This window comes from Nonomuraea sp. NPDC026600, from assembly GCF_040638335.1.
Classification (GTDB): domain Bacteria; phylum Actinomycetota; class Actinomycetes; order Streptosporangiales; family Streptosporangiaceae; genus Nonomuraea.
In genome coordinates, this window is sequence record NZ_JBEZYD010000058.1 from 12,857 (window position 1) to 38,250 (window position 25,394).

Genomic DNA, 25,394 nt, shown 5'->3' on the forward strand with positions numbered 1-25,394 from the left:
GCCGTACATGATCCGGGACGTTGCGGCTCCGGAGCGGCATATCCTGAGACGAAGGAACTCTTACACGGGAAGGACGACCAGCTCTGAAACCTGTTCCCGATGGGCCTCCGCCCGCGCCTACGGTGCAGCGCCTGCGTGTGCGCTACGCCAAGCGCGGACGCCTGCGCTTCACCAGCAGCCGTGACATCTCACGGGCCGTCGAGAGGGCGGTCCGCCGTTCCGGCATTCCGGTGGCTTTCAGCGCGGGCTTCTCACCCCATCCGAAGATCTCCTACGCGGGTGCGGTGCCGACCGGCGTCGCCAGCGAAGCCGAATATCTCGAGATCGGCGTCACGAAACCGTGCGAACCCGCACAGATCCGTGATGCCTTGGACGGCTCGCTGCCGCCCGGTCTTGACGTGCTCGACGTCGTAGAGGCCACTGTTGGTGGGCTGGCCGACCGCTTGGAGGCATCTGAGTGGGATGTGCGGTTGCCCGGCGCCGACTGGGAGCTCGCGGAGACGGCGGTGGCGAAATTCCTCGCCGCCGAGGCCGTGGAGGTCGAACGCCTGACCAAGAAGGGGCCCCGACGCTTCGACGCCCGGGAGGCGGTGCTGAGGCTCGAGGTGCCCGAGGGGACAGACAGAACCGCAGCTCAGGTGCCCGGACAGTCGTGTGTCATACTGCGCATGGTTGTTCGGCACGTGATTCCTGCCGTACGACCCGACGATGTGCTCACAGGGCTACGCCTTGTGGCCGACTTCGCGCCGCCGGTTCCCCCCGAGGTGACCAGGCTGGCGCAGGGGCCGCTTGACGCCAGCACCGGTGCGCTTGCCGACCCGCTCGACCTGGACCGCGACATTACGCGCGGCGGCGAGAGGGGTTCGGCGGGTGAGCACGTCGACGGTTAAGGAAGTGCCTTGCGTGAGCGGGGTACGACCGCTGACAGGACTTGGCGCCTGTGCCCCTTCCGAGGGGTGCGGGCGGACAACGAGACACGAGAGCTCCTGCGCGGCGCGGCGACGCGCCCGGGGGCTGACGGGAGAGCGCCCGCATGCTCGAGAACGAGCCCAATGGGGCCAATGGCCCCGGCGGGGAGACAACTGAAGAGCCCGCGGTGACCAGGCGTCGCCGTTCCGCAAGCCGGCCGGCGGGACCGCCGCCCGAGCTGCCCGACGAGTCGTCCGTGACGGCCCCGAGCGTGACCACGGCCACGGTCCCGGCCGAGCCCGTGAGCCCGGTCGAGACCGCTGTGGCGCAGGCCGCGCATGACGTCGTGGCCCAGGCCACCGATGGCGCTGTGGCACAAGCCACTGATACCGCTACCGAGGAGAAGCCCAAGAGGGCGACGAGGACTCGGTCGACGGCGACGACGACGCGCCGCCGTACCAGCAAGAAGGCCGCGGAGGCCGACGGCGAGGTCGCGGAGAGCGCGCAGGACACCAGCGGTGGGGTCCCTGAGAGCGTAACCGCCACCGGCGATGCGGTCGTGAGCGCCCCAGAAGCGGCTGAGGGGGGTGAGCAGGCCGTCGAGGCCGCTCCCGCCAAGCGTCGCCGCACCCGTAAGAAGACAGAGCCTGAGGAGGCCGCTCAGAGCGTCGAGGCGGATTCGGGACGGTCCGCCGAGGTCGCGGCAGGCGTCGGTGAGGTGGCCGCCGAGCGGTCCGGCAGCGCTGATGCCGAAGAAGACGTCGTCGAGCTCCTGCCCGAGGACGAGCCGCTGGACGACGAGCCCGCCGGCGAGGACCTCGACGAGGACGACCGGCCGAGCCTGTTCGCCGACCCGTTCGGCTTGTCCGCGCACACGCAGCGCCAGCAGGGCACCGCGTTCCAGCGCCCAGCCGCCATCTTCGCGCCGCTGTTCCAGGCCCCGGACCCGACCCAGGCCAAGCCCGCCGCGACCCGGCGTCCCGAGCCGCAGCCGCAGCCCGAGCCGCCGGCCCCCGAGCCCGAGGAGGCCGCGGAGGCGGTCACGGACGAGGAGGCCGACACCGCCGACGACGAGCAGGAGGAGGAGGGCGGCAGCCGCCGCCGTCGCCGCCGCCGTGGCGGACGGGGCCGTGGCAAGGCGCGCGAGCGTGACGACTCCGACGACGAGTCGGACGAGTCCGACGAGGACCAGGGCGACGAGCCTCAGGAAGAAGAGGCGTCCAGCTCGCGCCGGCGGCGCCGGCGCAGGCGTCGCGGTGCCGACGACGGCGCCGAGCCCGCCGTCGACGACCCGCCCAACACCGTCGTGCGCATCCGCGCGCCCCGCACGGGCCGCGCCGCCGCGCACGACGTCTCCGCCGACGGCGTGCAGAGCGTGCGCGGCTCCACCAGGCTCGAGGCCAAGAAGCAGCGCCGTCGTGAGGGCCGCGAGCTCGGCCGCCGGCGTCCGCCGATCATCACCGAGTCGGAGTTCCTGGCCAGGCGTGAGTCGGTCGACCGGATGATGGTGGTGCGCCGCCAGGGCGACCGCACCCAGATGGCGGTGCTGGAGGACGGCGTGCTCGTCGAGCACTACGTCAACCGCGAGGCCAGCCAGTCCTACGTCGGCAACGTCTACCTCGGCAAGGTGCAGAACGTCCTGCCGTCGATGGAGGCCGCCTTCGTCGACATCGGCAAGGGCCGCAACGCCGTCCTGTACGCCGGCGAGGTGAACTTCGACACCGCGGGACTGGAAGGCCAGCCCAAGCGCATCGAGGCGGCGCTGAAGTCCGGCCAGTCGGTGCTGGTGCAGGTCACCAAGGACCCGATCGGCCACAAGGGCGCCCGCCTGACGTCGCAGATCAGCCTGCCGGGCCGCTACCTGGTGTACGTGCCCGACGGCTCGATGACCGGCATCAGCCGCAAGCTGCCCGACAAGGAGCGCACCCGGCTCAAGAGCATCCTGAAGAAGGTCATGCCCGAGAACGCCGGCGTCATCGTGCGTACGGCCGCGGAGGGCGCTTCGGAGGACGAGCTGGCCCGCGATGTGGCCCGCCTGTCGGCGCAGTGGGAGAACATCCAGAAGAAGGCCAAGTCGGCCAGTCCGCCCGAGCTGCTCTCGGCCGAGCCGGACCTGACCGTCCGGGTGGTCCGCGACGTCTTCAACGAGGACTTCACCTCGCTGGTCGTGCAGGGTGAGGAGGCGTGGGAGACGGTCGACGAGTACGTCAAGTACGTCGCGCCGCACCTCGGCGAGCGCCTGTCCAGGTGGGACACGGAGCAGGGCGACGTGTTCGAGTCGTACCGGATCGACGAGCAGCTCAGCAAGGCGATGGACCGGAAGGTCTGGCTGCCCAGCGGCGGCTCGCTGGTGATCGACCGCACTGAGGCGATGAGCGTCGTCGACGTCAACACCGGCAAGTTCACCGGGCAGGGCGGCAACCTCGAAGAGACCGTCACCCGCAACAACCTGGAGGCGGCGGAGGAGATCGTCCGCCAGCTCAGGCTCCGCGACATCGGCGGCATCATCGTGATCGACTTCATCGACATGGTGCTGGAGTCCAACCGTGACCTGGTGCTGCGGCGGCTGCTGGAGTGCCTGGCGCGCGACAGGACCAAGCACCAGGTGGCGGAGGTGACCTCGCTGGGCCTGGTCCAGATGACGCGTAAGCGGGTCGGCCAGGGGCTGCTGGAGGCGTTCTCGACGCCGTGTGACTGCTGCAACGGGCGGGGTCTGATCGTCTCCACGGAGCCGGTCGAGTCCAAGCCCGAGCCACGCGGCACCCAGGGCAAGATGGCCATCGAGAAGGCGGTCACCGACAAGGTCTCCGCGGCCAAGGACTCCGGTAGCCGTGATACCGTGACCGATGCGCTTGAAGACGTCCCGGCTGAGGACGACCAGGCGGGTCAGACTTCCGGCAGGGGGCGGCGACGCTCCCGCCGAGCAAAGTCAGCCGAGTAGCCAGGCGCTCCCGCAAGGGAGCGCTCCTCGGCGGACTACCCCGACGATCCGTCCGGTTCGACCAGGGCACCGTTAATCCGGTACTCTTGAGAATCGGTGCGTCCAGCGGCGTGCCCTGTTCGCGCGCCTACTCGGTTCGTCGGTTCCAGACAGCACCGAATGCCGGGCGCAGCATTCAGAAGTCAGTAGAAGGGTTCCGCGGTGTACGCGATCGTTCGTTGCGGCGGCAGGCAGCAGAAGGTCTCCGTCGGTGACGTCCTCGAGGTGGACAAGGTCGCCGGCGAGGTCGGCTCTTCGGTTTCGCTGCCCACGGTGCTCGTCGTCAACGACGGCGATGTGACCACGGAGGCGGGCAAGTTCATGGTGAGCGCCGAGATTCTCGGTGAGACCAAGGGCCCGAAGATCCGCATCCTCAAGTACAAGAACAAGACCGGTTACAAGAAGCGCCAGGGTCACCGTCAGCGGTACACCCAGGTGAAGATCACCGGTATCGACCAGGCCTGATCGGGAGCTAGAGAGATGGCACACAAGAAGGGCGCGTCGTCCACCCGGAACGGCCGTGACTCCAACGCCCAGCGCCTGGGCGTCAAGCGCTTCGGCGGCCAGCTGGTCAACGCGGGCGAGATCATCGTCCGGCAGCGTGGCACGCACTTCCACCCCGGCGACAATGTCGGGCGCGGTGGCGACGACACGTTGTTCGCGCTGGCCCCCGGCCACGTGCAGTTCGGTCTCAAGCGCGGACGCCGCGCCGTGAGCATCGTTCCGGTGGCGGAGTAGATTTTTTAGAGTTTCCTGCTCAGGGGCGGATCGGGTTCTCGATCCGTCCCTGAGTGCGTTTATATGGCGTACGGCTCAGCGCGGTGGACGTGGCCGGGGGCCGTGACGTGCGCGTTCTTGGCCCCGGTCCGTGGACTGGGTTATGTGATGGGCCTTGATCGGCCTAGGAGGAGGGGCCGGGATGGCTGACTTTGTGGACCAAGTGGTGTTGCACATCAAGGCGGGTGACGGGGGCAACGGGTGTGCGTCCGTTCACCGGGAGAAGTTCAAGCCACTGGGCGGGCCCGACGGCGGTAACGGCGGGCGCGGCGGCGCGGTGATCCTTGAGGTGGATCCCAGCACCTCCACACTGCTCGAATACCACCACAGGCCACATCGCAAGGCCGACAACGGGAAGCAGGGCCATGGGTCCAACCGGGACGGGGCCAACGGCGGGGATGTCATCATTCCGGTGCCCAACGGGACGGTCGTCAAGGACGCCGACTCCGGTGAGGTGATCGTCGACCTGGTGGGCGTCGGGACCCGATACGTCATCGCCGAAGGCGGCTACGGAGGGCTCGGTAACGCGGCGCTGGCCTCCACGAAGCGCAAGGCGCCCGGGTTCGCGTTGCTCGGGGAGCCGGGGGACGCGCTCGACGTCATGCTGGAGCTCAAGAGCGTGGCCGACGTGGCGCTCGTCGGGTTCCCCAGCGCGGGGAAGTCCTCGCTGATCGCGGCCCTGTCCGCGGCCCGGCCGAAGATCGCCGACTACCCGTTCACCACCCTGATCCCGAACCTGGGCGTGGTCACCGCGGGTGAGACCATTTTCACTGTCGCCGACGTGCCGGGGCTGATCCCGGGGGCGTCGCAGGGCAAGGGGCTCGGGCACGAGTTCCTGCGCCACGTCGAGCGGTGCGACATGCTGATTCATGTCATCGACTGCGCCACCATGGAGCCGGGACGCGACCCGATCACCGACTATCAGGTGATCGAGGCCGAGCTCGAGGCGTACGGCAAGCTCGAAGACCGCCCCCGCATGGTCGTCCTGAACAAGGCCGACGTGCCCGACGCCCGTGAGCTGGCCGATCTGGTCAGGGGCGAGTTCGAGGAGCGGGGGCTGCGGGTGTTCACCGTCTCGGCCGCCACCCACGACGGGCTGCGGGAGCTGACGTTCGCGATGGGCGAATGGGTGGCCGCCGCCAGGGCCGCCAAGCCCGTCGAGGAGCCCACGCGCCTGGTGCTCAGGCCCAAGCAGCTCGGCGAGGCCGGGTTCAGCGTCCGCCGGGTCAACGACAACCTCTTCCAGATCACCGGTGAGAAGCCCGAACGCTGGATCAGGCAGACCGACTTCACCAACGACGAGGCCGTCGGCTACCTGGCCGACCGGCTGGAGCGGCTGGGTGTCGAGGGGCAACTGGTCAAGGCCGGGGCCACCGCGGGCGCCGAGGTCGTCATCGGGTCGATGGAGGGCGGGTACGTCTTCGACTGGCAGCCCACGCTCAACGCCGAGTCCGTACGACAGGGACCGCGCGGCTCCGACAACAGGTTCGGCTAGAGCCGCCGCAGCGGCGGCCTCAGGCCCCCGCCGGGGGCGGGGAAACCGGGCGGAGACGGGTGGCCGGGCTCAGATAGGCTTCGAAGCGTGCGGGAACAGATCAGCTCAGCGTCAAAGGTCGTCGTCAAGGTCGGTTCGTCGTCGCTCACCACCCCTCAGGGGATGATCGACGTCGACCGGGTCGACGCACTGGTCGACGTGCTGGCCACCCGCCGCCGCGCCGGGACGCAACTGGTCCTGGTCTCCTCGGGGGCGATCGCGGCGGGCCTCGGCCCGCTGGGGCTGACCGCGCGCCCCCGCGACCTGGCCACCCAGCAGGCCGCCGCGTCCGTCGGCCAGGGTGTGCTGGTCGCCCGCTACACCTCCTCCTTCGCCCGCTACAGCCTGCGCGTCGGGCAGGTGCTGCTGACCGCCGACGACATGATGCGCCGCGCGCACCACGCGAACGCCCAGCGCACCCTCAACCGGCTGCTGGAGCTCGGCATCGTGCCGATCGTCAACGAGAACGACACCGTCGCCACCGACGAGATCCGCTTCGGCGACAACGACCGCCTGGCGGCCCTGGTCGCCCACCTCATCCACGCCGACGCGCTGGTCCTGCTCTCCGACGTCGACGCCCTCTACAACGGCCCGCCGAGCCGCAGCGGGTCGCGGCGGCTGGCCGAGATCCGCGGTCCCGAAGACCTGGTCGGCGTCGAACTGGGCAAGAACGGCGCGGCCGTCGGCACCGGCGGCATGGTCACCAAGGTGCAGGCCGCCAGGATCGCCACCGGCGCCGGGGTGCCCGTCGTGCTGACCGCCGCCGCGCACGCCGCCCAGGCGCTGGCCGGGGCCGATATCGGGACATATTTCCACCCGGGCGGCCGGCACCCCGGCACCCGGTTGCTCTGGCTCGCCCACGCGACCACGGGACGCGGGCGGCTGCTGCTCGACGCTGGCGCGGTGGAGGCCATCGTCGCCAGGCGCAAGTCGTTGCTGCCCGCCGGGGTCACCTCGGTGGAGGGCGACTTCGCGGCCGGAGACCCGGTGGACCTGTGCGGGCCGCGCGGCGCAGTGGTGGCGCGGGGGCTGGTCAACTTCGACGCGGGAGAGATCCCCGGGCTGCTCGGGCGCTCGACCCGAGACCTGGGCAACGAGCTCGGTCCAGAATACGAACGCGAGCTGATCCACCGCGACGACATCGTCATACTGGAAGCCCACAACTAAGCAGCCGGGGCGCTGACAGTACCCCGGCAGAGGAGCGTGTGATGTCCGAGGAGTTCCTGAAGGTCGCCCGCGCGGCGCGAGAGGCCGCCGCCGAGCTGGCCCCGCTGCCGCGGGCGCCCAAGGACCGGGCGTTGCGCGCCATCGCCGACGCGCTCGTCGCCCACACCGCCGAGATCGTCGAGGCCAATGCCAAGGATGTGGCGCAGGCGCGGGAGCAGGGCACGCCGGAGACCATGATCGACCGGCTGCGTCTCGACGGGCGCAGGATCCAGGCCATCGCCGAGGCCGTGCACCAGGTGGCCGACCTGCCCGACCCCGTCGGAGAGGTGATCCGCGGCAGCACGCTGCCCAACGGCCTGGAGCTGCGCCAGCTCAGGGTGCCGCTGGGTGTGATCGGCATCATCTACGAGGGCCGCCCCAACGTCACCGTCGACGCCGCCGCGCTCTGTCTCAAGAGCGGCAACGCGGCGCTGCTCAGGGGCTCGTCCAGTGCCTATTCGTCCAACACCGTGCTGGTGCGGGTCATGCAGGAGGCGCTGGAGCGCACCGAGGTGCCCTCGGGGGCGGTGCAGCTCGTGCCAGGTCTCACGCGCGACTCCGTCAAGGAGCTGATGCGGGCCCGCGGCCTGGTCGACGTGCTGATCCCGCGCGGTGGCGCGTCGCTGATCAACTCGGTGGTCGAGGAGTCGACGGTTCCGGTGATCGAGACCGGCGTCGGCAACTGCCACGTGTACATCGACGCCGACGCCGACCTGGACCTGGCCGTCGACATCCTGATCAACGCCAAGGCGCAGCGGCCGTCGGTGTGCAACGCGGCCGAGACGTTCCTGGTCCACGCCGAGGTCGCCGACGCGTTCGTGCCCAGGGCGCTCCAGGCGCTCAAGGACGCGGGCGTGACCGTGCACGGCGACGACCGGATCGCCGCTTACGGCGAGGTCGAGCCGGCCACCGAAGAAGACTTCCTCGCCGAATACCTCTCGCTCGACATCGCCGCCGCCGTCGTCGGCTCGCTGGAGGAGGCCGTCGCCCACATCCGGCGCTACGGCTCGGGCCACACCGATGCCATCGTCACCCGGTCGCAGCGGGCGGCGCGCAGGTTCGTGTCGCTGGTCGACTCGGCGGCCGTCGCGGTCAACGCCTCCACCCGGTTCACCGACGGCGCCGAGTTCGGGTTCGGCGCGGAGATCGGCATCTCCACCCAGAAGCTGCACGCGCGTGGCCCGATGGGCCTGCCCGAGCTGACGTCCACCAAATGGGTCTATACCGGCGAAGGGCATCTACGCACGTCAGCCGGTACGGTCATTCCCAGGTCAGGCGCCTGACGGGATTGGGCAGCGGCGGCGTGTCGGTGTGACCGGTCAGCGGAGGAGCTCGGTTGACTGGACATCATGGAGATGGTCATCGCCCTGGCCTGCTCGGCCGCGGTGCTGTTCGGCGCGGACCGGCTGCTGCTGTGGCTGGAGAGCCGCGGCCACATCCACTGGCGAAGGAAGGGCCGGAAGGACCTGTCGACGGAACCCACGGCCGAGCTCGACAGCATGCTGTCCGAGCAACCCCGCCAATAAAGCTTCGGCGCGCCGCAAGCGCTGTCAGCGTTCCCAGCGCTAGGGTTGTGTCCCTTATGGGCGCGCCGGGCGGGGAGGGACGGTGACCAAGCTCGGCAAGGTCGGGCCGTACACCCTGCTCGAGAGGCTCGGCCGGGGCGGCATGGGCGAGGTCTACCTCGCCAGCTCCCGCCGTGGCGAGCGCGTCGCCCTCAAGGTCCTGCACGACCTGGCCGAAGACCACTCCATGCGGGTCAGGCTCGAACGCGAGGTCCGGGCCCTGCGCCGGGTCGAGAGCCCGTACGTGGCCAAGGTGCTCGACGCCGACCTGTCGTGCGACCGGCCGTACCTCGTCATGGAGCACATCGAGGGCTCCACGCTGCTCGATCGGGTACGCCACAGCGGCCCGCTCAACATGGCGCAGCTGGTCGAGCTGGCGCAGGGCATCGCCACCGCGCTCGCGATCATCCACGCGGCCGGGGTGGTGCACCGCGACCTCAAGCCCGCGAACATCCTCATGGGCGCCGAGGGCCCGGTCCTCATCGACTTCGGCATCGCGCAGGTGCACGACGCCACCCGGCTCACCATGACCGGCACCTTCCTCGGCACGCCCGGCTACACGGCGCCCGAGATCTTCGCCGACGAGCAGGTCGACTCGCCCGCCGACATCCACGCGTGGGCGGCGACGGTGTCCTTCGCGGCGACCGGGCGGCCGACGTTCGGGCGGGGGACGGCCGAGGCGCAGATGTACGCGGTGCTCAACGGGCAGGCCGACCTCAAGGGCGTGCCGGTGGCGCTGCTGTCGCTGGTGCGGGCCGCACTGAACCGCGAGCCGGGCAAGCGCCCGACGGCCGCGCTGCTCGCCGACCGCCTGTCACGGCTGGCCAAGGTGACCAGCCCGCCCGAGCCCGATCCCGCCCGCGCGGTGTCCCCGGCCGAGGAGGGCGCCGCGGTACGCGGCCGTACCGGCGAGGAGGCCAAGCCGCGCACGCGTACGGCGGCGGAGGACGTCAAGCCGCGTAGCCGCACCGGTGAAGAGGCCAAGCCGCGGAGCCGGACCGGTGAGGAGGCCAAGCCCCGCACGCGTACGGCCGACGACGGGAAGGTTCCCGCTCCACGTACACGGTCGAACGCGGACGGGAAGGTCCCGGCGCCTCGAGGCCGTACGAGTACGGACGGAAAGGTGCCCGCACCCCGGGGCCGCATGGCCACGGACGGGAAGAGCGCGGTGCTGCGGAGCCGTACGGGCGAGGGCGTGAAGGCGACGCCCGTACGGAGCCGCGCGAGGGTCGTGACCGGGAAGCCCCGGATGGCGGGCACCCGCAACACCGGGCTCAGGTCGGAGTCGGGCGCCACCGCGTTGCCCGCGGGCAACGCGGCGCTGCTGCTGCTCGCTGTGCTGGCAGTGCCGTGTGTGGTGGCGTCGGTGATCTGGCCGATCGCCACGATCGGGATCACCGCCGTGTTCGTGTTGCTGACCAGAACGCTCTGGATGAGCCACTGGATGGTCAGGAAGCGCGTGTCACGCCGGGTAAGGGTGACCCTGCGTGTGGTGCTCTTCCCGTTCGCGTTCGCCGGGGCGACCGCGACCGCCGTGGCGTGGCCGGGCGTGCCCGTCGCGATGGCGGCGGGTGGCGCGCTCTGGCTGATCGGTGGCGGTCAGATCGACTCCGACTGGTGGCAGCAGCCCGCGCCGGTCACCGCCGCGGGTGTCGTGTTCGGGATGCTGTGCGGCGGCATCACCGGACGCGAGATCGAGCGGGTCGGCGCTCGTCTGCCGGACCTGCGCAGGGAAGGGCTGCGCGCACTGGCCGTGCTGGGCGGGTTCGTCGCCCTGTGCGCGGCGGCGGTGCGCGCTATCGCGTTGCTGCTTTGACCACTGAACGCTGCTTTGATCGCTGAACGCTTCTGTGACTGTTGAGCTAGCCTTCGCCGCCGTCGCGGCGGGAGAAGCGGTTGAAGATGCGCTCGCCCGCGTTGACCGCGCCCTCTGCCACGTCGCGCAGCACGCCGATGAACGGATCCTGCGACTGGGACCACGACGCGCGGTAGGACTCGGCCGCGGCCTTGATCTCGTCGGTGACGCGGGCGTTGGGGTCGTCCTCCCTGCGCGGGTAGTCGCCGCCGATGATGCGCTCGTACTCGCCGCCGCGGTGCCACTTGTCGAGCTCGGCCACGCGCACCACGGCGAACGGGTGGGTGGTGCCGAGCAGGTTGAGCACCTTGAGGAAGCCGTCGCGAAGGTCGCCCGCGGTGTCGTATTCCTGGTACTGCTCCAGGAACGCCTCGATGTTCATCTCGTGGGTGTAGGCGCCGCCGGCCAGCTTCATCAGCGCGCGCTTGGCCGCGTCGGGGTCCTGGCCGGTGAGCAGGCCGCCGCGGTCGGAGGACAGCTCCGACTTGCGGTACCACTCCTCCAGGCCGGCGACGATCGCGCGCAGGCCGATGTAGCCGAGCGGGATCCAGGCGACGCGGGTGGCCAGGCGGGTGAGGATGTCGAGCATCGTCCGGTAGACGGCGTGACCCGACAGGATGTGCGAGGTCTCGTGTCCGATGACGAAGCGCTGCTCCTCCTCGTTCATGAGGTTGAGCAGGCCGGTGGTCACGACGATGAACGGGTCGTCGAAGCCGATGGCCTTGGCCTGGACCTGCGGGTCCTGCTGAACGTAGATCTCGGGGATCCGGTGCAGGTCGAGGACATAGGCGGCATCGCGCCCCATGTCGTAGAGGGAGCGGAACTGGGTCTCGCTCACGCGCACGGCCGACGCCAGGTACATCAGGCGCAGGCGGCGCTCACTGATGAGGCCGGACATCTGCTTGAGAACCGTGTCGAACCCACTCAACTTACGCAGAGCGACCAGCGCGGACCGGTCTGCGGGGTGTTCGTAGGCACGAGACGAGATGCCGGGCAGTTGGACGCGGTTTCGGTCCGGGGTGGTCGTCATGCCCGGCATGCTACGTCGGCAGCCGGGACGGTGCGCGTTCATCCTCACGTTCGTCACCGCGTAGGTCCGCGGGGGGTGCCATGATGGTGCCGGATAGCTTCCGCGTAGGGTCCTTTCATGATGAACGCGCCGAGTGTCCAGGGATTGCGACGCGTGGGTGTGATGGGTGGGACGTTCGACCCGATACACCACGGTCACCTGGTCGCCGCCAGCGAAGTTGCCCACCACTTCGATCTTGACGAGGTTGTCTTCGTGCCTACGGGGCGGCCGTACCAGAAGACGGAGCGCGAGGTGTCCGCGCCCGAGGACCGCTATCTGATGACCGTGATCGCGACCGCCTCGAACCCCCGTTTCTCGGTGAGCCGGGTGGATGTCGACCGTCCCGGACCCACTTTTACCATCGATACTTTGCGTGATATTTCCGAAATATATGGACCGCAGGCCCAGCTCTACTTCATCACCGGAGCCGACGCCCTCGGGGCGATCCTCACCTGGCAGGACGCCGAGGAGCTGTTCGAGCTCGCCCATTTCGTGGGATGTACGCGGCCTGGTCACACACTGCACGATCCGGGCCTGCCGCCGGGAAAGGTGACTCTGCTCGAGATCCCCGCCCTGGCCATCTCCTCGTCGGAGTGCCGGCAGCGGGTGGAGAAGGGTGAGCCGATCTGGTACCTGGTGCCGGATGGAATTGTGCAGTACATCAACAAACGCGGCCTTTATCATGCGGAGGGCTGAAGGTACTCGTGCCGTACGTGGGGCTCCGGAGCGCTAACGGGTACCCTCGACATAGGGGCATGTTGCCGACACAGGAGGACCGACCCGCATCGTGACCGCATCCGAAAGAGCCGTTCAGCTGGTCCAGATCGCCGCCGAGGCCGCGGCCGACAAGCTGGCCGATGACATTCTCGCCTACGACGTGAGCGAGCAGCTCGTCATCACCGACGCGTTCCTGCTCTGCTCCGCCACGAATGATCGCCAGGTCCGCGCCATCGTCGACGAGATCGAAGACAGGCTGCGCATCGAGGCCGACGCCAAGCCGGTACGCCGTGAGGGTGAGCGCGAGGGCCGCTGGATCCTCCTCGACTACCTCGACATCGTCGTACACGTGCAGCATGAGGAGGACCGCACCTTCTACGCGCTCGAGCGCCTCTGGAAGGACTGCCCGGCCATCCCCCTGCCGGAGAGCGTGGCGCACGCCAACATCCAGCGGGCTCGCACTTGAGCAAGAGGATCGTCTGCCTCAGGCACGGCCAAACGCTCTGGAACGTCGAGCACCGCTTTCAAGGCCACTCCGACATCCCGCTCGACGAGACCGGCTTCGCCCAGGCGGCCAGGGCCGCGTCGCTGCTGGCGTCGCTGCGGCCCACGGCCATCGTCTCCTCCGACCTCCAGCGGGCCAACGACACCGCGCTCGCGCTCGGCCGGATCGTCGGCCTCGAGGTGTCCGTCGACAAGGACTTCCGGGAGCGCGGCGGCGGTCTGTGGGAGGGCCTGACCCGCGACGAGATCGCCGCGCGCTGGCCGGAGGAGTACGTGGCCTGGGAGGCGCCCGACGGCGAGCCGGTCGGCGAGGTGGCCCGCCGGGTGGCCGTCGCCATGCGCCGCTGGGCGGACCGGCTCGACCACGACGGCCTGCTGGTGGTGGCCTCGCACGGCGCGGCGCTGCGGCTGGGCATCTGCGAGCTGCTGGGGCTGCCCGAGGAGCTCTGGCCCGCGCTGGGCGGGCTCGGCAACTGTTCCTGGTCGGTGTTGCAGGAGGGGCGTAAGGGGTGGCGGCTGCTCGAACACAACGCGGGCACCCTGCCTGAGCCCGTCAACAGCGACGACCGGCCTGACGCCTAGCCTCTGCCCGCTGCGCGTAGAACGTGGTGCGGCGGGTTCCGGGCTGGTTCGGTGGTGTGTACGGCGTACGCATGCCCTTGGTTTGTGGAATGCCAGGAATTATCGCTCTAGTGCGGGCGACGGAGACGATGTGGTGTTATGTCGTTCGGTGCACTAGAGCGATGAGGAGATTTCGCGGTGGATCGAGGTGAGGTGCCCTACCTCCGGATCGTCCGCGAGCTGCGGCGGCGAATCGCCGCAGGGGAGCTGGTAGCGGGGGACCGGATCCCGTCCACGCGGCAGATCATGCGGGACTGGGGTGTGGCTATGGCCACGGCCACCAAAGTCATTGGAGCGCTCCGGGACGAAGGGCTGGTACGTCCGGTGCCGGGGATCGGCACCGTCGTGGTCGACCAGGCCGACCGCTTGCCAGATCCGGATGGATTGACCGGGATTGACCGTCTAGCCGACGGCGGCCGCGGCGGGACGCTGGAATTCGCCCGCCGGCCCGTACCGGACCTGAGCAAGCAGCGCATCCTCCGCACGGCCATCAAGATCGCTGACAGCGAGGGGCTCGCCGCCGTCACCATGCGCCGCATCGCCATCGAACTCGGCGCTTCGGCCATGTCCCTTCACCGGCACGTACGGAACAAGGTCGAGCTCGTCCACCTGATGGCCGACGCCGCCTACGGCGAGGTCCCGCTGCCCGCGCAGCCGCCGTCCGGCTGGCGCGCCCAGCTGGAGGTGTCGCTGCGGCTGCAATGGCGCCTCTACTGCCGCCACCCCTGGCTGTCCCAGGCCATCCCGCTCACCAGGCCCGAGTTCGTGCGTAACGGGATGGCGCACACCGAATGGGTCCTGCGTGCCATCGACGGCCTCGGCCTCACCCCGAACGCCATGCTGCACGCCAGCGTGTCCCTGGCCGGGTTCGTACGCGGGGTCGCGGCGAGCCTGGAGGCCGAGGTCCAGGCGCAGGCGGAGGCCGACGACGAGTGGATGCGGGCCAGGGAGGGGCAACTGGCCGAGGTGCTCTCCTCCGGCGGCTTCCCGACCATGGCCAGGGTCATCGTGCAGCCCGGACTCGACCTCGACCTGGACTCGCTCTTCGAGTTCGGGCTGCGGCGCCAACTGGACGGGCTGGCCGTTCTGGTGGCCGGGGTGGCGCACGGACGACGCGATTAGGCGAATCCAAAGGATGGCTATATGCTCTCGGAGCGCCGCAACGAGCGAACTCGTAGCGGTGACCAGGGGCTATAGCGCAGCTGGTAGCGCACCTCCATGGCATGGAGGGGGTCTGGGGTTCGAATCCCCATAGCTCCACGAGTCGGCGGGGTTTTCTTGGTCGCATGTTCCCCTTCGGGGGCATGCTCCCCCGGGCCGACTCGTTTGTTTACATCGGGGGATAACCCCCGAACCCCCAGCGTCGGGCCAATGGGCCTCGCTTCGCGAGGGCTGTTTTTTGCCAGTCGGGCCAATGGCCCGACCCCCTGTAGGGCCTCGCTTCGCTCGGGCGTTTTTCTTTTGGGTGCGGGCTTCGCCCGCGTGTTCCCTGTTGGCCGATTTGGGCTGGTTTAAGGTTGCTCGTCATTTCGATGTTGACTGGAGCGACCTCGAATTCGCCGGAGGTCCGGGGCATCGTTAATCGGGCTCTTTGGTTTTTTGGGGATTTTTCTCGTTATCGGTGACGACACGCCCATTTCATAAGAGCTGCTGTCATATTAGGGCTCGCATTAGGAGCCCCCGGTTCGGCCCGTAGCATGCGTCACGAGTAGATGATCACTGCGGATTTCGCCGTCTTGACCTGGGGTGCACGTGTCTGAGCATGAGAAGAGAGCTGGGTTCGGGCGGCGGCTGTCCAGGATCGGGCTGGGTCTTGCCATGACCGCCGGCTTTGTGTGCGGGCCAGGTGCGGGGGTCGGCTCAGGTGCCCAAGCGCCGTCACCGGTCGTCGCGGTCGATCCGGTGGGTGGCGTGGCTCCCGCTGGTCCGGCCGGTGGCGTTGCCCCTGCTGGCCCGGTCGATCGCGTGGCCCCCGCCGGCCCGGTCGGTGGCGCGGTCGCCAAGGGGCCGGGGCGGAGTGCGTCGGGGTTCGCCGCGCGGGTCGCGGAAGGGGTTCGCAGGCAGGTGCGTGCGGCTCGCTTGGGGAGGCCGGGTGGTGGCAGGAGAGCGGTCTGTCCGCCGACCTCCGTCATCTGTAATGAGAACAACAAGCCCGGTAACCCTGCCAGCGAATGGGACGTCGTGGGGGCGGGCAGCGGCACCATCCGGGGCTATGCGACGCAGATGAGTGCCGTCAAAGGGGAGACCGTACGGTTCAAGGTCGACACCGTCTCGTCCGATTATCGCCTCGACATCTACCGCATCGGTTATTACGGCGGCATGGGGGCGCGGTTCATCACGACGGTCCAGCCGTCCGTCTCCCTGCCCCAGCAGCAGCCCAATTGCTTGAGCGATTCGGCGACCGGGCTCATCGACTGCGGGAACTGGGCGGTGTCGGCCTCCTGGCTGGTGCCCAACGACGTCGTCTCCGGTGTCTACATCGCCAAGCTGGTGCGGGAGGACGGGACCGGTGCCAGCCACATCATTTTTGTGATCCGGGATGACACCAGGGGCGCGGAGATCCTGGTGCAGACCTCGGACACCACCTGGCAGGCGTACAACAGGTACGGCGGGAACAGCCTGTACTTCGGCAGCCCGGCGGGCCGCGCCTTCAAGGTCAGTTACAACCGTCCGTTCATCACGCGCGGCACCAGCAGCATGGACGCGCCCGAGGGTTTCTTCTTCAACGCCGAATACCCCATGATTCGCTGGCTTGAGGCCAACGGCTACGACGTGAGCTATTCCAGCGAGGTGGAAACCGCCGCGCACGGTGCGGAACTGCTGGAGCATCGGGCGTTCCTCTCCGTCGGGCATGACGAGTACTGGTCGAACGAGCAGCGCAACGCCGTCGAGAGCGCCCGCGCCGGTGGCGTGAGCGTGGCGTTCTTCTCCGGTAACGAGATCTTCTGGAAGACCAGGTGGGAGCCGAGCATCGACGGCACGGCCACGCCGTTCCGGACGCTCGTCTGCTACAAGGAGACGCACGCCAACGCCAAGATCGACCCCAGCCCCCTATGGACCGGGACGTGGCGCGACCCGCGATTCTCGCCGCCGTCGGACGGGGGCAGGCCGGAGAACCGCGTGAGCGGGACCTCCTTCGTCATCAACGGCACCGTCAACGACGCGATGACCGTTCCGGCGGAGTACGGCCCGATGCGGCTCTGGCGCAACACCTCCGTGGCCAGCCTGCAGCCCGGGCAGACCGCGACGTTCCCTGCGGGAACGCTCGGGTTCGAATGGGATCAGGCTCCCGACGATGACTTCTCGCCGCCGGGGCTGGTGCGGCTCTCCCGGACGACGCTGACCACGTCCACCAAATACCTGCTCGACTACGGGAGCACCTACGGCGCCGGGACCGCGACGCACAATCTGACGCTCTACAAGGTCTCCAGCGGCGCGCTCGTCTTCGGCGCCGGCACGATCCAGTGGGCGTGGGGCCTGGACGCCGTCCATGACCGGGCGGGCACCCCCACAGACGTCAGGATGCAGCAGGCGACGGTCAATCTCCTGGCCGACATGAGAGCCCAGCCGGTCAGCCTCCAGCCGGGTCTCGTCGCGGCGACCGCGTCGACCGACACCATTCCCCCCACCACGGTGATCACCAGTCCGGCCGCCGGGGCGTCCGTGCCGTCCGGAAACATCCTGATCCAGGGAACGGCGGCCGACACCGGGGGAGGAGTGGTGGCCGCCGTGGAGGTGTCGATCGACGGCGGTACCCAGTGGCGTCAGGCGACGGGCCGCGCCAACTGGCAGTACGGAGCGTCCTTCCAGACCGGCGGCTCCAAGACCATCATGGTCAGGGCGGTCGACGACAGCGGCAACCTTCAGGCGCCTCCTACCTCGAGGACCATCACCGTCACCACGGGCTGCCCGTGCAGCATCTGGACGCCGTCCACCGTGCCCGCCGTGACCTCGACCGACGACCTGAGCTCGGTCGAGGTCGGGGTGAAGTTCCGGGCCTCGTCCGCGGGAGCCATCGCGGGGATCAGGTTCTACAAGGGGGGGGGCAACACCGGCACGCACGTCGGGAGTCTGTGGGACAGCAGCGGCCAGTTGCTGGCGAGAGCCACGTTCACCGGTGAGACGGCGAGCGGCTGGCAGCAGGTGAACTTCTCCACCCCGGTCGACGTGAGCGCCAACACCACCTACGTGGCCTCGTACTTCGCGCCCAACGGTGGATACGCGCGGAACCTCTCGTACTTCACGAGCCCGTTCGTGAACGGTCCGCTCACGGCTCCGGACAGTGCGAGCAGCGGCGGCAACGGCGTGTACAGGTACGGGGGGAGCAGTATCTTCCCCAACAAGACGTTCTCGGCGAGCAACTACTGGGTGGATGTCGTCTACACGACATCCGCTCCGCCGCAGACGAACAGCCTGTGGGATGACACGACGATTCCGACGGTTCAGTCGGCGGACGATCCGTCGGCCATCGCGGTGGGCGTGAAGTTCAGGGCGACGACGAGCGGCCGGATCCTGGGTGTCCGGTTCTTCAAGGGGGCGCAGAACACCGGGAGCCATACCGGGTACTTGTGGACCAGCGGTGGTCAGTTGCTGGCGTCGGCGGCGTTCAGCAACGAGACGGCGAGCGGTTGGCAACGGGCGGACTTCGCCACACCGGTCACGATCACCGCCAACACCACCTATGTGGTCTCGTACTTCACGACCTCGGGGTTCTACTCGGTGGACCGGCAGTACTTCGCCACGCAGTACACCAACGGCCCGCTCATCGCGCCGGACAGTGCGAGCAGCGGCGGCAACGGTCTGTACCGGTACGGCGCGGCGAACGGCTTCCCCACGAAGAGCTACCAGGCCAGCAACTACTGGGTGGACGTGGTGTTCGCCGCCGGTGCTGGGTAGGCGGTTGACGGCAGTTGGTTTAGTGATAAAACAAACTAAAGAGCGTCGATGGCAGGGGGATCGTCGTGCGAATGCGTCGTCTCAGCGCAGCGTTCCTGGCGATCCTGCTGGCCGTCCTCACCGTGGGCGGGCCGCCCGCGAGCGCCGCCCGGAGCCGGTCGCACGAGGTCACCTACGACCGCTACTCGCTGAAGGTCGACGGGCGGCGGGTCGTGGTCCAAGCGGCGGAGTTCCACTACTTCCGGCTGCCGAGCCCGGGTCTGTGGCGGGACGTGCTGGAGAAGTTCAAGGCGGGCGGGTTCAACGCGATCTCGCTCTACTTCGACTGGGCCTACCACTCGCCCGAGCCGGGCGTGTACGACTTCACCGGCGTACGCGACGTCGACCGGCTGCTTCGGGAGGCCGAACGGGCCGGTCTGTACGTCATCGCGCGCCCAGGACCGTACATCAACGCCGAGACCACGGGCGGTGGCTTCCCCGCCTGGCTGAAGACGGTCGAGGGCCGGGGCCGGTCCAGCGATCCCGGCTACACCGCCGCGTACCAGGACTGGCTCGGCCACATCGACCCGATCATCGCCCGGCACCAGATCACCCGCGGCGGCTCGGTGATCGTCTACCAGGCGGAGAACGAGTACGCCGTCAACACCGACCGGCAGTACATGGCGGACATCCAGTCGAAGGCCCGCGCGGACGGGATCGACGTGCCGATCAGCCACAACCAGTGCTGTGACAACGCGTCCTGGACCACCGACTGGTCCACGGGCCTGGGGGCCGTCCAGCTTCCCGGCGTGGACGACTACCCGCAGTCCTTCGACTGCGCCAACCCGGCCACCACCTGGGGTCCGTGGGGTGAGGGCGTCACCGAGCGGGCGAGTCAGGGGAGCCCGGTGTTCGCCGCCGAGTACCAGGCCGGCGCCATCGACACGCTCAACGCCGGGTATGAGGAATGCAGGGAGCTGACCGGGCCCGCCTACATGCGGTTCTTCCACAAGAACAACCTGATCACCAGCGGCGCGACCATGTTCAGTTACTACATGGGCTATGGCGGCACCAACTGGGGCTGGCTCGCCCAGCCCAACGACGCCTACACCTCCTACGACTACGGCGCGGCGATCACCGAGACCCGGCAGTTGACGGACAAGTACGACGAGTTCAAGCGGCAGGGCTACTTCCTGCGGGCCGTCACCCCGATCGCCGAGACCGACCCCGTCACCGCCCCTGTCTCCGGCAACCCGGCGGTGACCACGGTGGCCCGCGCCAATCCCGGGACCGGCACCCAGTTCGTGCTCGTCCGGCACGCCGACCGGGCCGCCGGCTCCACGGACTCGGCCACGCTCGCCTGGACCACGCCCGACGGCGGCTATTCCGTGCCCGTCCAGGTGCGCGGCCGCGAGGCGAAGGTCCTGGTCGCCGGGTACGACCTCGGCGGGCAGCGGCTCGTCTACTCCACCTCCGAGATCATGACCCACCTGGCCACGGGCGGCCGGGACCTCGCCGTGCTGTACGGGAGCGACGGGTCCGCGGGCCGGACCGTGCTGCGTTACTCCTCGGCGCCCGTGGTCAAGGTCCTCGACGGCGCGGTCACCTCGGCCTACGCCTCGGGTGATCTCACCCTGGACTACACGCACACCGGTCTGGCCCGGGTACTGATCACCGGTGGTGGCCGGCGTCCGCTGCTGCTCCTGCTCGGCACCGAGGCGCAGGCGGCGACGTTCTGGCAGGCCGGCTCGGTCCTCGTGCGCGGCACCTCGTTGCTGCGGTCGGCTGATGTGCGTGGGGACACCGTCAGCCTGCGGGCCGACAGCGCGCGGGCCGGTGACGTCGAGGTGTTCGGCGCCGCTCGTGACCTCGTCGTCAACGGGGAGAAGGTGGCGACCACCGGCACGCCCAGTGGTTCCCTGCTGGGGTCCCTGCCCGGCCCCCGGCCGGTTCGGCTGCCCGCTCTGACCCGCTGGCGGACCACGGCGGAGGCGCCCGAGGTGCGGCCCGGCTTCGACGACTCCACCTGGACCGTGGCCGACCACACCACCACCGCGATCCCGTACGCGCCGAAGACCCAGCCCGTCCTGTTCGCCGAGGAGTACGGGTTCGACTACGGGAACGTCTGGTACCGGGGCAGGTTCACCGCCACCGGCACGGAGAGCCAGGTGGCGCTCAACGCGATCACCGGCCGGCGCGGGACGTACCTGGCCTGGCTGAACGGCCGCTACCTGGGCTCGGCCGCCGGCGGCACCCAGGCGGACTCCGACACCCGCAACCCCGATCCGGGCCCCGGGAACTTCGCCATTTCCGCCGGGCTCCTCAAACCGGGCGAGCAGGCCGTCCTGGCGGTCCTCGTGCAGAACATGGGCCACAACGACGACTGGACCGCCGACGACAACCGGTTCAAGCAGCCACGCGGCCTGTTCGGCGCGGCCATCAGCGGGTCTTCGGCGGCGATCTCCTGGAAGATCCAAGGCGCCCGGGGCGGCCGTGAACTGGTCGATCCCGTACGCGGTCCGCTCAATACCGGCGGCCTGTACGGCGAGCGGGCCGGCTGGCACCTGCCCGGATACCGGGACGGCTCGTGGCAGGAGACGTCCACGCCGTCGGCCCGGACTCCGGGTGTGCGGTGGTATCGGACCACGTTCGGGCTGGACCTGCCCGGCGACCAGGACACGCCCATCGCCCTGCGGTTCGGTGGCGAGCTTCCGGTCGGCGCCCGGGTGCTGGTGTTCCTGAACGGCTGGAACCTCGGCCAGTACTCCGGCGATCTCGGCCCGCAGCGGGACTTCTCCCTTCCCGAGGGCGTACTGGATCACCAGGGCGGCAACACGCTCGCGCTCGCGGTCACGACGGCCACCGGCACCGCCCTGGGCCCGGTGAGCCTGGTCACGGCGGGCAACGTCCGCTGACGCTCGTATTTACCGCAAGCGAAAGAAAGTTTCTAGGAGGATGGTGTCAGGAAAGATTTCTTCCTGGCACATATTGACCTGGTCCGTGAGCACTGGCAACTCTGGTACGGGAGAGCCCAGGGTGAAAGGACCCCCGATGGTCACTGTCCGCGCGTTCGCCTCGGGGGATGAGACCTCCCTGATCGACACCTGGAACCGCAGCATGCCAGGCGATCCGACGACCTCCGGATGGTTCCGCGACTGCGTACTGCTCGACCCGAACTTCGATCCCGAGGGACTGCGGGTCGCCGTGATCGACGGGCGGGTGGCCGGCTGCGCGTACGCCGTGCGCAGGCTCACCCCGCTCGCCCCGGGCACCGGCCTGGAGCTGGAGACGGGCTGGATCCCGTTCTTCTTCGTCGCGCCCGAGCATCGGAGGACCGGGCTCGGGCGGTGGTTGCTCGGCGAGGCGATCGCCTTCCTCGAGGCCCAGGGCAGGACCAGGATCGACTTCTCCTCCTACACGCCCAACTATGTGCTGCCGGGAGCCGACGCCGAGCTCTACCCCGACGGGTTCCGGCTGCTGGGCGGGCTGGGGTTCGAGACGCTCTACTCGCCGGTCGCGATGGACCGCACCCTGGTCGGTTACGCGACGCCGGACGAGGTGCGCGCGCTGCGGGCCGAGCGTGAGAGCGAGGGGTACGAGTTCCGCAGCCCGTACGACGGGGAATTGCCGGAGCTCATCCGTTTCGCGGCCGACGTCTTCAACCCGGACTGGGGCGAGGCGATCCGGCAGCACCGCGACACCAAACGCATGATTATCGCGAAAAATAAGGGGATAGCTGGGTTCGCGGTATACGGGGCCTACCGGGGGATTCCTGAGCGGTTCGGGCCGTTCGGGGTTGATCCGGAGGAGCGGGGCACCGGGCTCGGCAAGATCCTGCTCCATCTGACCATGACCATGATGCGGGCCGAAGCCCTGCACAGCTCCTGGTTCCTGTGGACCGGCGAGGCCAGCCCGGCCGGCCACCTCTACACCAGGGCCGGCTACCAGGTCACCAGGCGTTTCCACGTGATGAGGCGGTCGGCGTGACCCACGTGCTCGCCATCGGCGCCCACGCGGGCAGGCTGTGTCGTCGTGGCGCGCTCAGTGGTAGCGGCGGGTGAGTTCCGCGGCCGTGGTGGCGATGCGCTCGCGGAGCTCGGTGGGGGCGAGGACTTCGATGTCCGTGCCGAGCCGGAGGAACTCGCCCGTCGCGTGCTCGATCGACTCGATCGGGACCGTCACCCGAGTCCAGCCCTCGCCGTCGGGCGGCTGCGCGGTCTCCTTCGCCGCCGCGACCACACCGGGTGTCATCAGGTTGGCCAGCAGCCGCATCCCCTGCGGCGACAGCCGGACCACCGCCTCGCCCCACCGCAGCCGGGCCTCGAACTCGGCCAGATACGCCTGCCAGTAGGCGGCCAGGTCGAAGCCGCCGGGCCGGGTGAAGCGTTCGGGCAGCGGGTGCAGGCTGAGGATCTGCGACACCCGGTAGGTGCGCACCTGGTCACCGGATCGCGCCACCAGGTACCAGAGCCCGGCCTTGATCACCAGCCCGTACGGCTCCAGCCGCCGCTCGACCTCCTGGGGCGTCTTCCAGCGGCGGTATCTGACCTCCAGGACACGCTCGTTCCACACGGCGTCGGCCACGGCGGACAGGTGCGTCACCGGCTGCGGGTCGCGGTACCAGGTCGGGGCGTCGAGGTGGAAGCGCTCCTGGATCCGCCCGGCCCGGTCGCGCAGCTCGACCGGCAGCGCGGCCATCAGCTTGAGCTGCGTGGCCGTCACCACCGCGCCCAGCCCCAGCTCGGCCGCGGGACCCGGCAGCCCGGCGAGGAACAGCGACTCGGCCTCGTCCGTGGTCAGCCCGGTGAGCCTGGTGCGGTAGCCGTCGAGGAGCTGGTAGCCGCCCTTCGGCCCGGCGTCGCCGTACAGCGGGATGCCCGCGGTGTGCAGCGACTCGACGTCGCGGTAGATCGTCCGCACCGAGACCTCGAGCCGGTCGGCCAGCTCCTGGGCCGTCATGCGCCCCCGCGTCTGCAGCAGCAGGAGGAGCGAGACCAGCCGGGAAGCGCGCATTTCACTGACACTACCTGTCAGTGACCCCGGTCTACGTTCGTCCACATGAACGACTTCGACTTCTTGTCCGGCTCCTGGAACGTCATCAACCGCAGGCTCGTCAAGCCGCTGACGGGCAGCGACGAGTGGGACGAGTTCCCCGGCACCAGCGTGGGCAGCCGCCACTTCGACGGCGCGGCGAGCTTCGACGAGATGAAGTGCCCGAGCAGGGGCTTCACCGGGCTGACCATCCGGATCTTCAACCCCGCGACGGAGCAGTGGTCCATCTATTGGGCGAGCACCTCAAGGGGAGTGCTCGACCCGACGCCCATGGTCGGCCGCTTCGACGGTGACCGGGGCGAGTTCTACGGCGAAGAGCAGCACGACGGCACGTCGGTACGCTGCCGGTTCATCTGGACCGTGCTCGGCCCGGACGCGTGCCGGTGGGAGCAGGCCTTCTCGGCGGACGGCGAGCAGACCTGGGAGACGAACTGGACCATGGACTTCACGCGGGCGTGACGCTGTCCAGGACGTCGTCGAGGGCTCGGCGGGCGGCCTCGCCGTCGGGCACCGTACTGCCGTACACGTACGAGAGGCCGCCGTCACCGGTGTGCACCGCCACGATGCGGACATAGGCCGGATCCTTGGTGGCGCTCTTGAACACCACCCGGAACGACGCCGTGGCCGCCGGCCGGCCGCCGACCTCCAGCGCCCGGGTACGCAGCCCGTCCCGGCCGCCCACGTCGGGCAGGAGCCGCCGGGCCGTGTCCAGCGCCACGTCGTCGGCCCTGGCCTGCAACTGCTCGGAGGTGGCGGCGCCGCCGATGCCGCCCTGCTGCTGCGGGAAGGCGACCACGACCGCGCCGCCCGCCGAGATGCCCGAGGTGTACGACGGCCGGTCGGCCTTCTTCCAGCCTGCCGGGATCAGGTAGGAGACCTGGGCCTTGGTGTCGGTGACCCGCGCGGGCGCTTGCGAGCCCGGCTTGGCGGGTGGCTTGGCGGTGCTCCTGCTCCACAGGAGGGCCGCCACGGCCACCGCGGCCACCAGGATCGCGATCCCGCCGACCACGATCACCCACCACCAGCTCGACCTCGGCGGCTTGGCCTCGTACTGGGGGACGTCGGGGAGCATGTCGGGCGTGTACGGCAGGTGCTGGGTGTAGGGGGACTGGCCGGGGTCGTGGCCGGGTTCCTGGGGTGGTGGCCCGGGTTGTGGCCAGCGATGTCTGATGGTCCGGTTGGGGTCGGGGCCGGGTGGGTCCGGCTGCTCAGGAGTCATGATCAGCCCTGCGGATTCTGCCAGCCGGGCCGCTCAGGGTCCTGCCAGCCCGGCTGCGGGGACGGGGACGGCTGAGGCGGGGACTGCGGCTGCCACTCGGGCGGTGCCTGGGGTTGCGGCTGCTGCCGGCCGTACTGCTGCTGGGGCTGCTGCCAGTTCGGTGCCTGTGGCTGTTGCGCCGGGGTGCGGCGGGCGATCACGGCCCAGATCAGCAGCCCCACCCCGACGGCGGTGAAGAGCATGCCGATCAGGGCTGTCACGAGATACACCGCGGTGATGTTACTCACGCCGACCGCCTCGATCACGCTCTCCAGCGTGAAGATGCGCACGATGTCGTAGACCTCGCCGAGCAGGAGCACGATGCAGCCGGCCATCCCCAAGGTGGCCGCCCGGCCGTGCTCCGCCTTCGCCTTGGTCATCAGCACGACGCCCACGAGCAGCAGGGCGATCATCCCCAGCGCGAGGATGACGTACGGCACGTTCGAGAATGTCATGTTCCCGTCTTTCCGCT

Annotated in this window: 21 protein-coding genes and 1 tRNA gene; 18 read left to right on the forward strand and 4 right to left on the reverse strand. The window is 69.4% G+C overall.

The genetic code is table 11. The annotated features are described in order from the left end of the window. Nucleotides 1–122 precede the first annotated feature (122 nt). The 9 genes from AB0F17_RS61275 to AB0F17_RS61315 all read left to right on the forward strand — a co-directional run bounded on the left by AB0F17_RS61275 (nucleotide 123) and on the right by AB0F17_RS61315 (nucleotide 10,787). Entirely contained in the window at nucleotides 123–890 is a 768-nt protein-coding gene (locus tag AB0F17_RS61275) for a TIGR03936 family radical SAM-associated protein (protein ID WP_358045162.1), read from the forward strand. Between the two features lie 143 nt (nucleotides 891–1,033). Beyond that, nucleotides 1,034–3,850: an Rne/Rng family ribonuclease gene (locus AB0F17_RS61280; RefSeq protein WP_358045165.1), complete on the forward strand. Its 2,817-nt coding sequence runs from the start codon at nucleotides 1,034–1,036 to the stop codon at nucleotides 3,848–3,850. Between the two features lie 201 nt (nucleotides 3,851–4,051). Further along, on the forward strand, nucleotides 4,052–4,354 hold the full coding sequence (gene rplU / locus AB0F17_RS61285; protein WP_103963887.1) for a 50S ribosomal protein L21: 303 nt from the start codon (nucleotides 4,052–4,054) through the stop codon (nucleotides 4,352–4,354). 15 nt (nucleotides 4,355–4,369) lie between these two features. Beyond that, nucleotides 4,370–4,627, forward strand: coding sequence for a 50S ribosomal protein L27 (gene rpmA, locus AB0F17_RS61290; RefSeq protein WP_358045169.1), 258 nt, complete (start codon nucleotides 4,370–4,372; stop codon nucleotides 4,625–4,627). A gap of 181 nt (nucleotides 4,628–4,808) precedes the next feature. Then, entirely contained in the window at nucleotides 4,809–6,161 is a 1,353-nt protein-coding gene (gene obgE / locus AB0F17_RS61295; RefSeq protein WP_358045172.1) for a GTPase ObgE, read from the forward strand. A gap of 87 nt (nucleotides 6,162–6,248) precedes the next feature. Then, the gene (proB, locus tag AB0F17_RS61300) at nucleotides 6,249–7,367 is read left to right on the forward strand and encodes a glutamate 5-kinase (protein ID WP_358045175.1); all 1,119 of its coding nucleotides are present in this window, start codon (nucleotides 6,249–6,251) and stop codon (nucleotides 7,365–7,367) included. Between the two features lie 41 nt (nucleotides 7,368–7,408). Further along, on the forward strand, nucleotides 7,409–8,689 hold the full coding sequence (locus AB0F17_RS61305; protein WP_358045178.1) for a glutamate-5-semialdehyde dehydrogenase: 1,281 nt from the start codon (nucleotides 7,409–7,411) through the stop codon (nucleotides 8,687–8,689). 66 nt (nucleotides 8,690–8,755) lie between these two features. Then, complete coding sequence (locus AB0F17_RS61310) at nucleotides 8,756–8,932, forward strand: hypothetical protein (RefSeq protein WP_358045181.1); 177 nt, start codon at nucleotides 8,756–8,758, stop codon at nucleotides 8,930–8,932. Between the two features lie 82 nt (nucleotides 8,933–9,014). Beyond that, nucleotides 9,015–10,787, forward strand: coding sequence for a protein kinase (locus AB0F17_RS61315; protein ID WP_358045184.1), 1,773 nt, complete (start codon nucleotides 9,015–9,017; stop codon nucleotides 10,785–10,787). 46 nt (nucleotides 10,788–10,833) lie between these two features. On the opposite strand, the gene AB0F17_RS61320 is transcribed toward AB0F17_RS61315, so the two are convergent. Then, on the reverse strand, nucleotides 10,834–11,865 hold the full coding sequence (locus AB0F17_RS61320) for a M48 family metallopeptidase (protein WP_358045298.1): 1,032 nt from the start codon (nucleotides 11,863–11,865) through the stop codon (nucleotides 10,834–10,836). Between the two features lie 108 nt (nucleotides 11,866–11,973). Here AB0F17_RS61320 and nadD point away from each other — a divergent pair, with 108 nt between their 5' ends. The 8 genes from nadD to AB0F17_RS61360 all read left to right on the forward strand — a co-directional run bounded on the left by nadD (nucleotide 11,974) and on the right by AB0F17_RS61360 (nucleotide 22,599). Next, nucleotides 11,974–12,591 (forward strand): nicotinate-nucleotide adenylyltransferase, encoded by a 618-nt coding sequence (gene nadD / locus AB0F17_RS61325; RefSeq protein WP_358045187.1) that lies wholly within the window; start codon nucleotides 11,974–11,976, stop codon nucleotides 12,589–12,591. A 91-nt stretch (nucleotides 12,592–12,682) separates the two neighbouring features. Continuing rightward, on the forward strand, nucleotides 12,683–13,078 hold the full coding sequence (gene rsfS, locus AB0F17_RS61330) for a ribosome silencing factor (RefSeq protein ID WP_358045190.1): 396 nt from the start codon (nucleotides 12,683–12,685) through the stop codon (nucleotides 13,076–13,078). Continuing rightward, complete coding sequence (locus tag AB0F17_RS61335) at nucleotides 13,075–13,698, forward strand: histidine phosphatase family protein (protein WP_358045193.1); 624 nt, start codon at nucleotides 13,075–13,077, stop codon at nucleotides 13,696–13,698. The genes rsfS and AB0F17_RS61335 overlap by 4 nt, the downstream gene beginning before the upstream one ends. Before the next feature lie 177 nt (nucleotides 13,699–13,875). Next, nucleotides 13,876–14,859: a TetR/AcrR family transcriptional regulator C-terminal domain-containing protein gene (locus AB0F17_RS61340; protein ID WP_358045196.1), complete on the forward strand. Its 984-nt coding sequence runs from the start codon at nucleotides 13,876–13,878 to the stop codon at nucleotides 14,857–14,859. Between the two features lie 65 nt (nucleotides 14,860–14,924). After that, a tRNA-Ala gene (locus AB0F17_RS61345) sits at nucleotides 14,925–14,997 on the forward strand. A 963-nt stretch (nucleotides 14,998–15,960) separates the two neighbouring features. After that, entirely contained in the window at nucleotides 15,961–18,633 is a 2,673-nt protein-coding gene (locus tag AB0F17_RS61350) for a DUF4082 domain-containing protein (RefSeq protein ID WP_358045198.1), read from the forward strand. 71 nt (nucleotides 18,634–18,704) lie between these two features. Continuing rightward, complete coding sequence (locus AB0F17_RS61355; RefSeq protein ID WP_358045201.1) at nucleotides 18,705–21,527, forward strand: beta-galactosidase; 2,823 nt, start codon at nucleotides 18,705–18,707, stop codon at nucleotides 21,525–21,527. 136 nt (nucleotides 21,528–21,663) lie between these two features. Then, nucleotides 21,664–22,599, forward strand: coding sequence for a GNAT family N-acetyltransferase (locus AB0F17_RS61360; protein ID WP_358045204.1), 936 nt, complete (start codon nucleotides 21,664–21,666; stop codon nucleotides 22,597–22,599). Between the two features lie 54 nt (nucleotides 22,600–22,653). Here the strand turns inward: AB0F17_RS61360 and AB0F17_RS61365 are convergent, their stop codons facing one another. Next, nucleotides 22,654–23,625, reverse strand: a complete 972-nt coding sequence (locus AB0F17_RS61365) for a YafY family protein (protein WP_358045207.1) — start codon at nucleotides 23,623–23,625, stop codon at nucleotides 22,654–22,656. A 45-nt stretch (nucleotides 23,626–23,670) separates the two neighbouring features. Here AB0F17_RS61365 and AB0F17_RS61370 point away from each other — a divergent pair, with 45 nt between their 5' ends. Continuing rightward, nucleotides 23,671–24,123: a hypothetical protein gene (locus AB0F17_RS61370; RefSeq protein ID WP_358045210.1), complete on the forward strand. Its 453-nt coding sequence runs from the start codon at nucleotides 23,671–23,673 to the stop codon at nucleotides 24,121–24,123. Here the strand turns inward: AB0F17_RS61370 and AB0F17_RS61375 are convergent. Both AB0F17_RS61375 and AB0F17_RS61380 read right to left on the reverse strand, forming a co-directional pair. Next, on the reverse strand, nucleotides 24,110–24,883 hold the full coding sequence (locus AB0F17_RS61375; protein ID WP_358045213.1) for a hypothetical protein: 774 nt from the start codon (nucleotides 24,881–24,883) through the stop codon (nucleotides 24,110–24,112). The two genes, AB0F17_RS61370 and AB0F17_RS61375, sit on opposite strands and share 14 nt — an antisense overlap. Nucleotides 24,884–24,885: 2 nt before the next feature. Further along, complete coding sequence (locus tag AB0F17_RS61380) at nucleotides 24,886–25,377, reverse strand: hypothetical protein (protein ID WP_358045215.1); 492 nt, start codon at nucleotides 25,375–25,377, stop codon at nucleotides 24,886–24,888. Nucleotides 25,378–25,394: the final 17 nt, after the last annotated feature.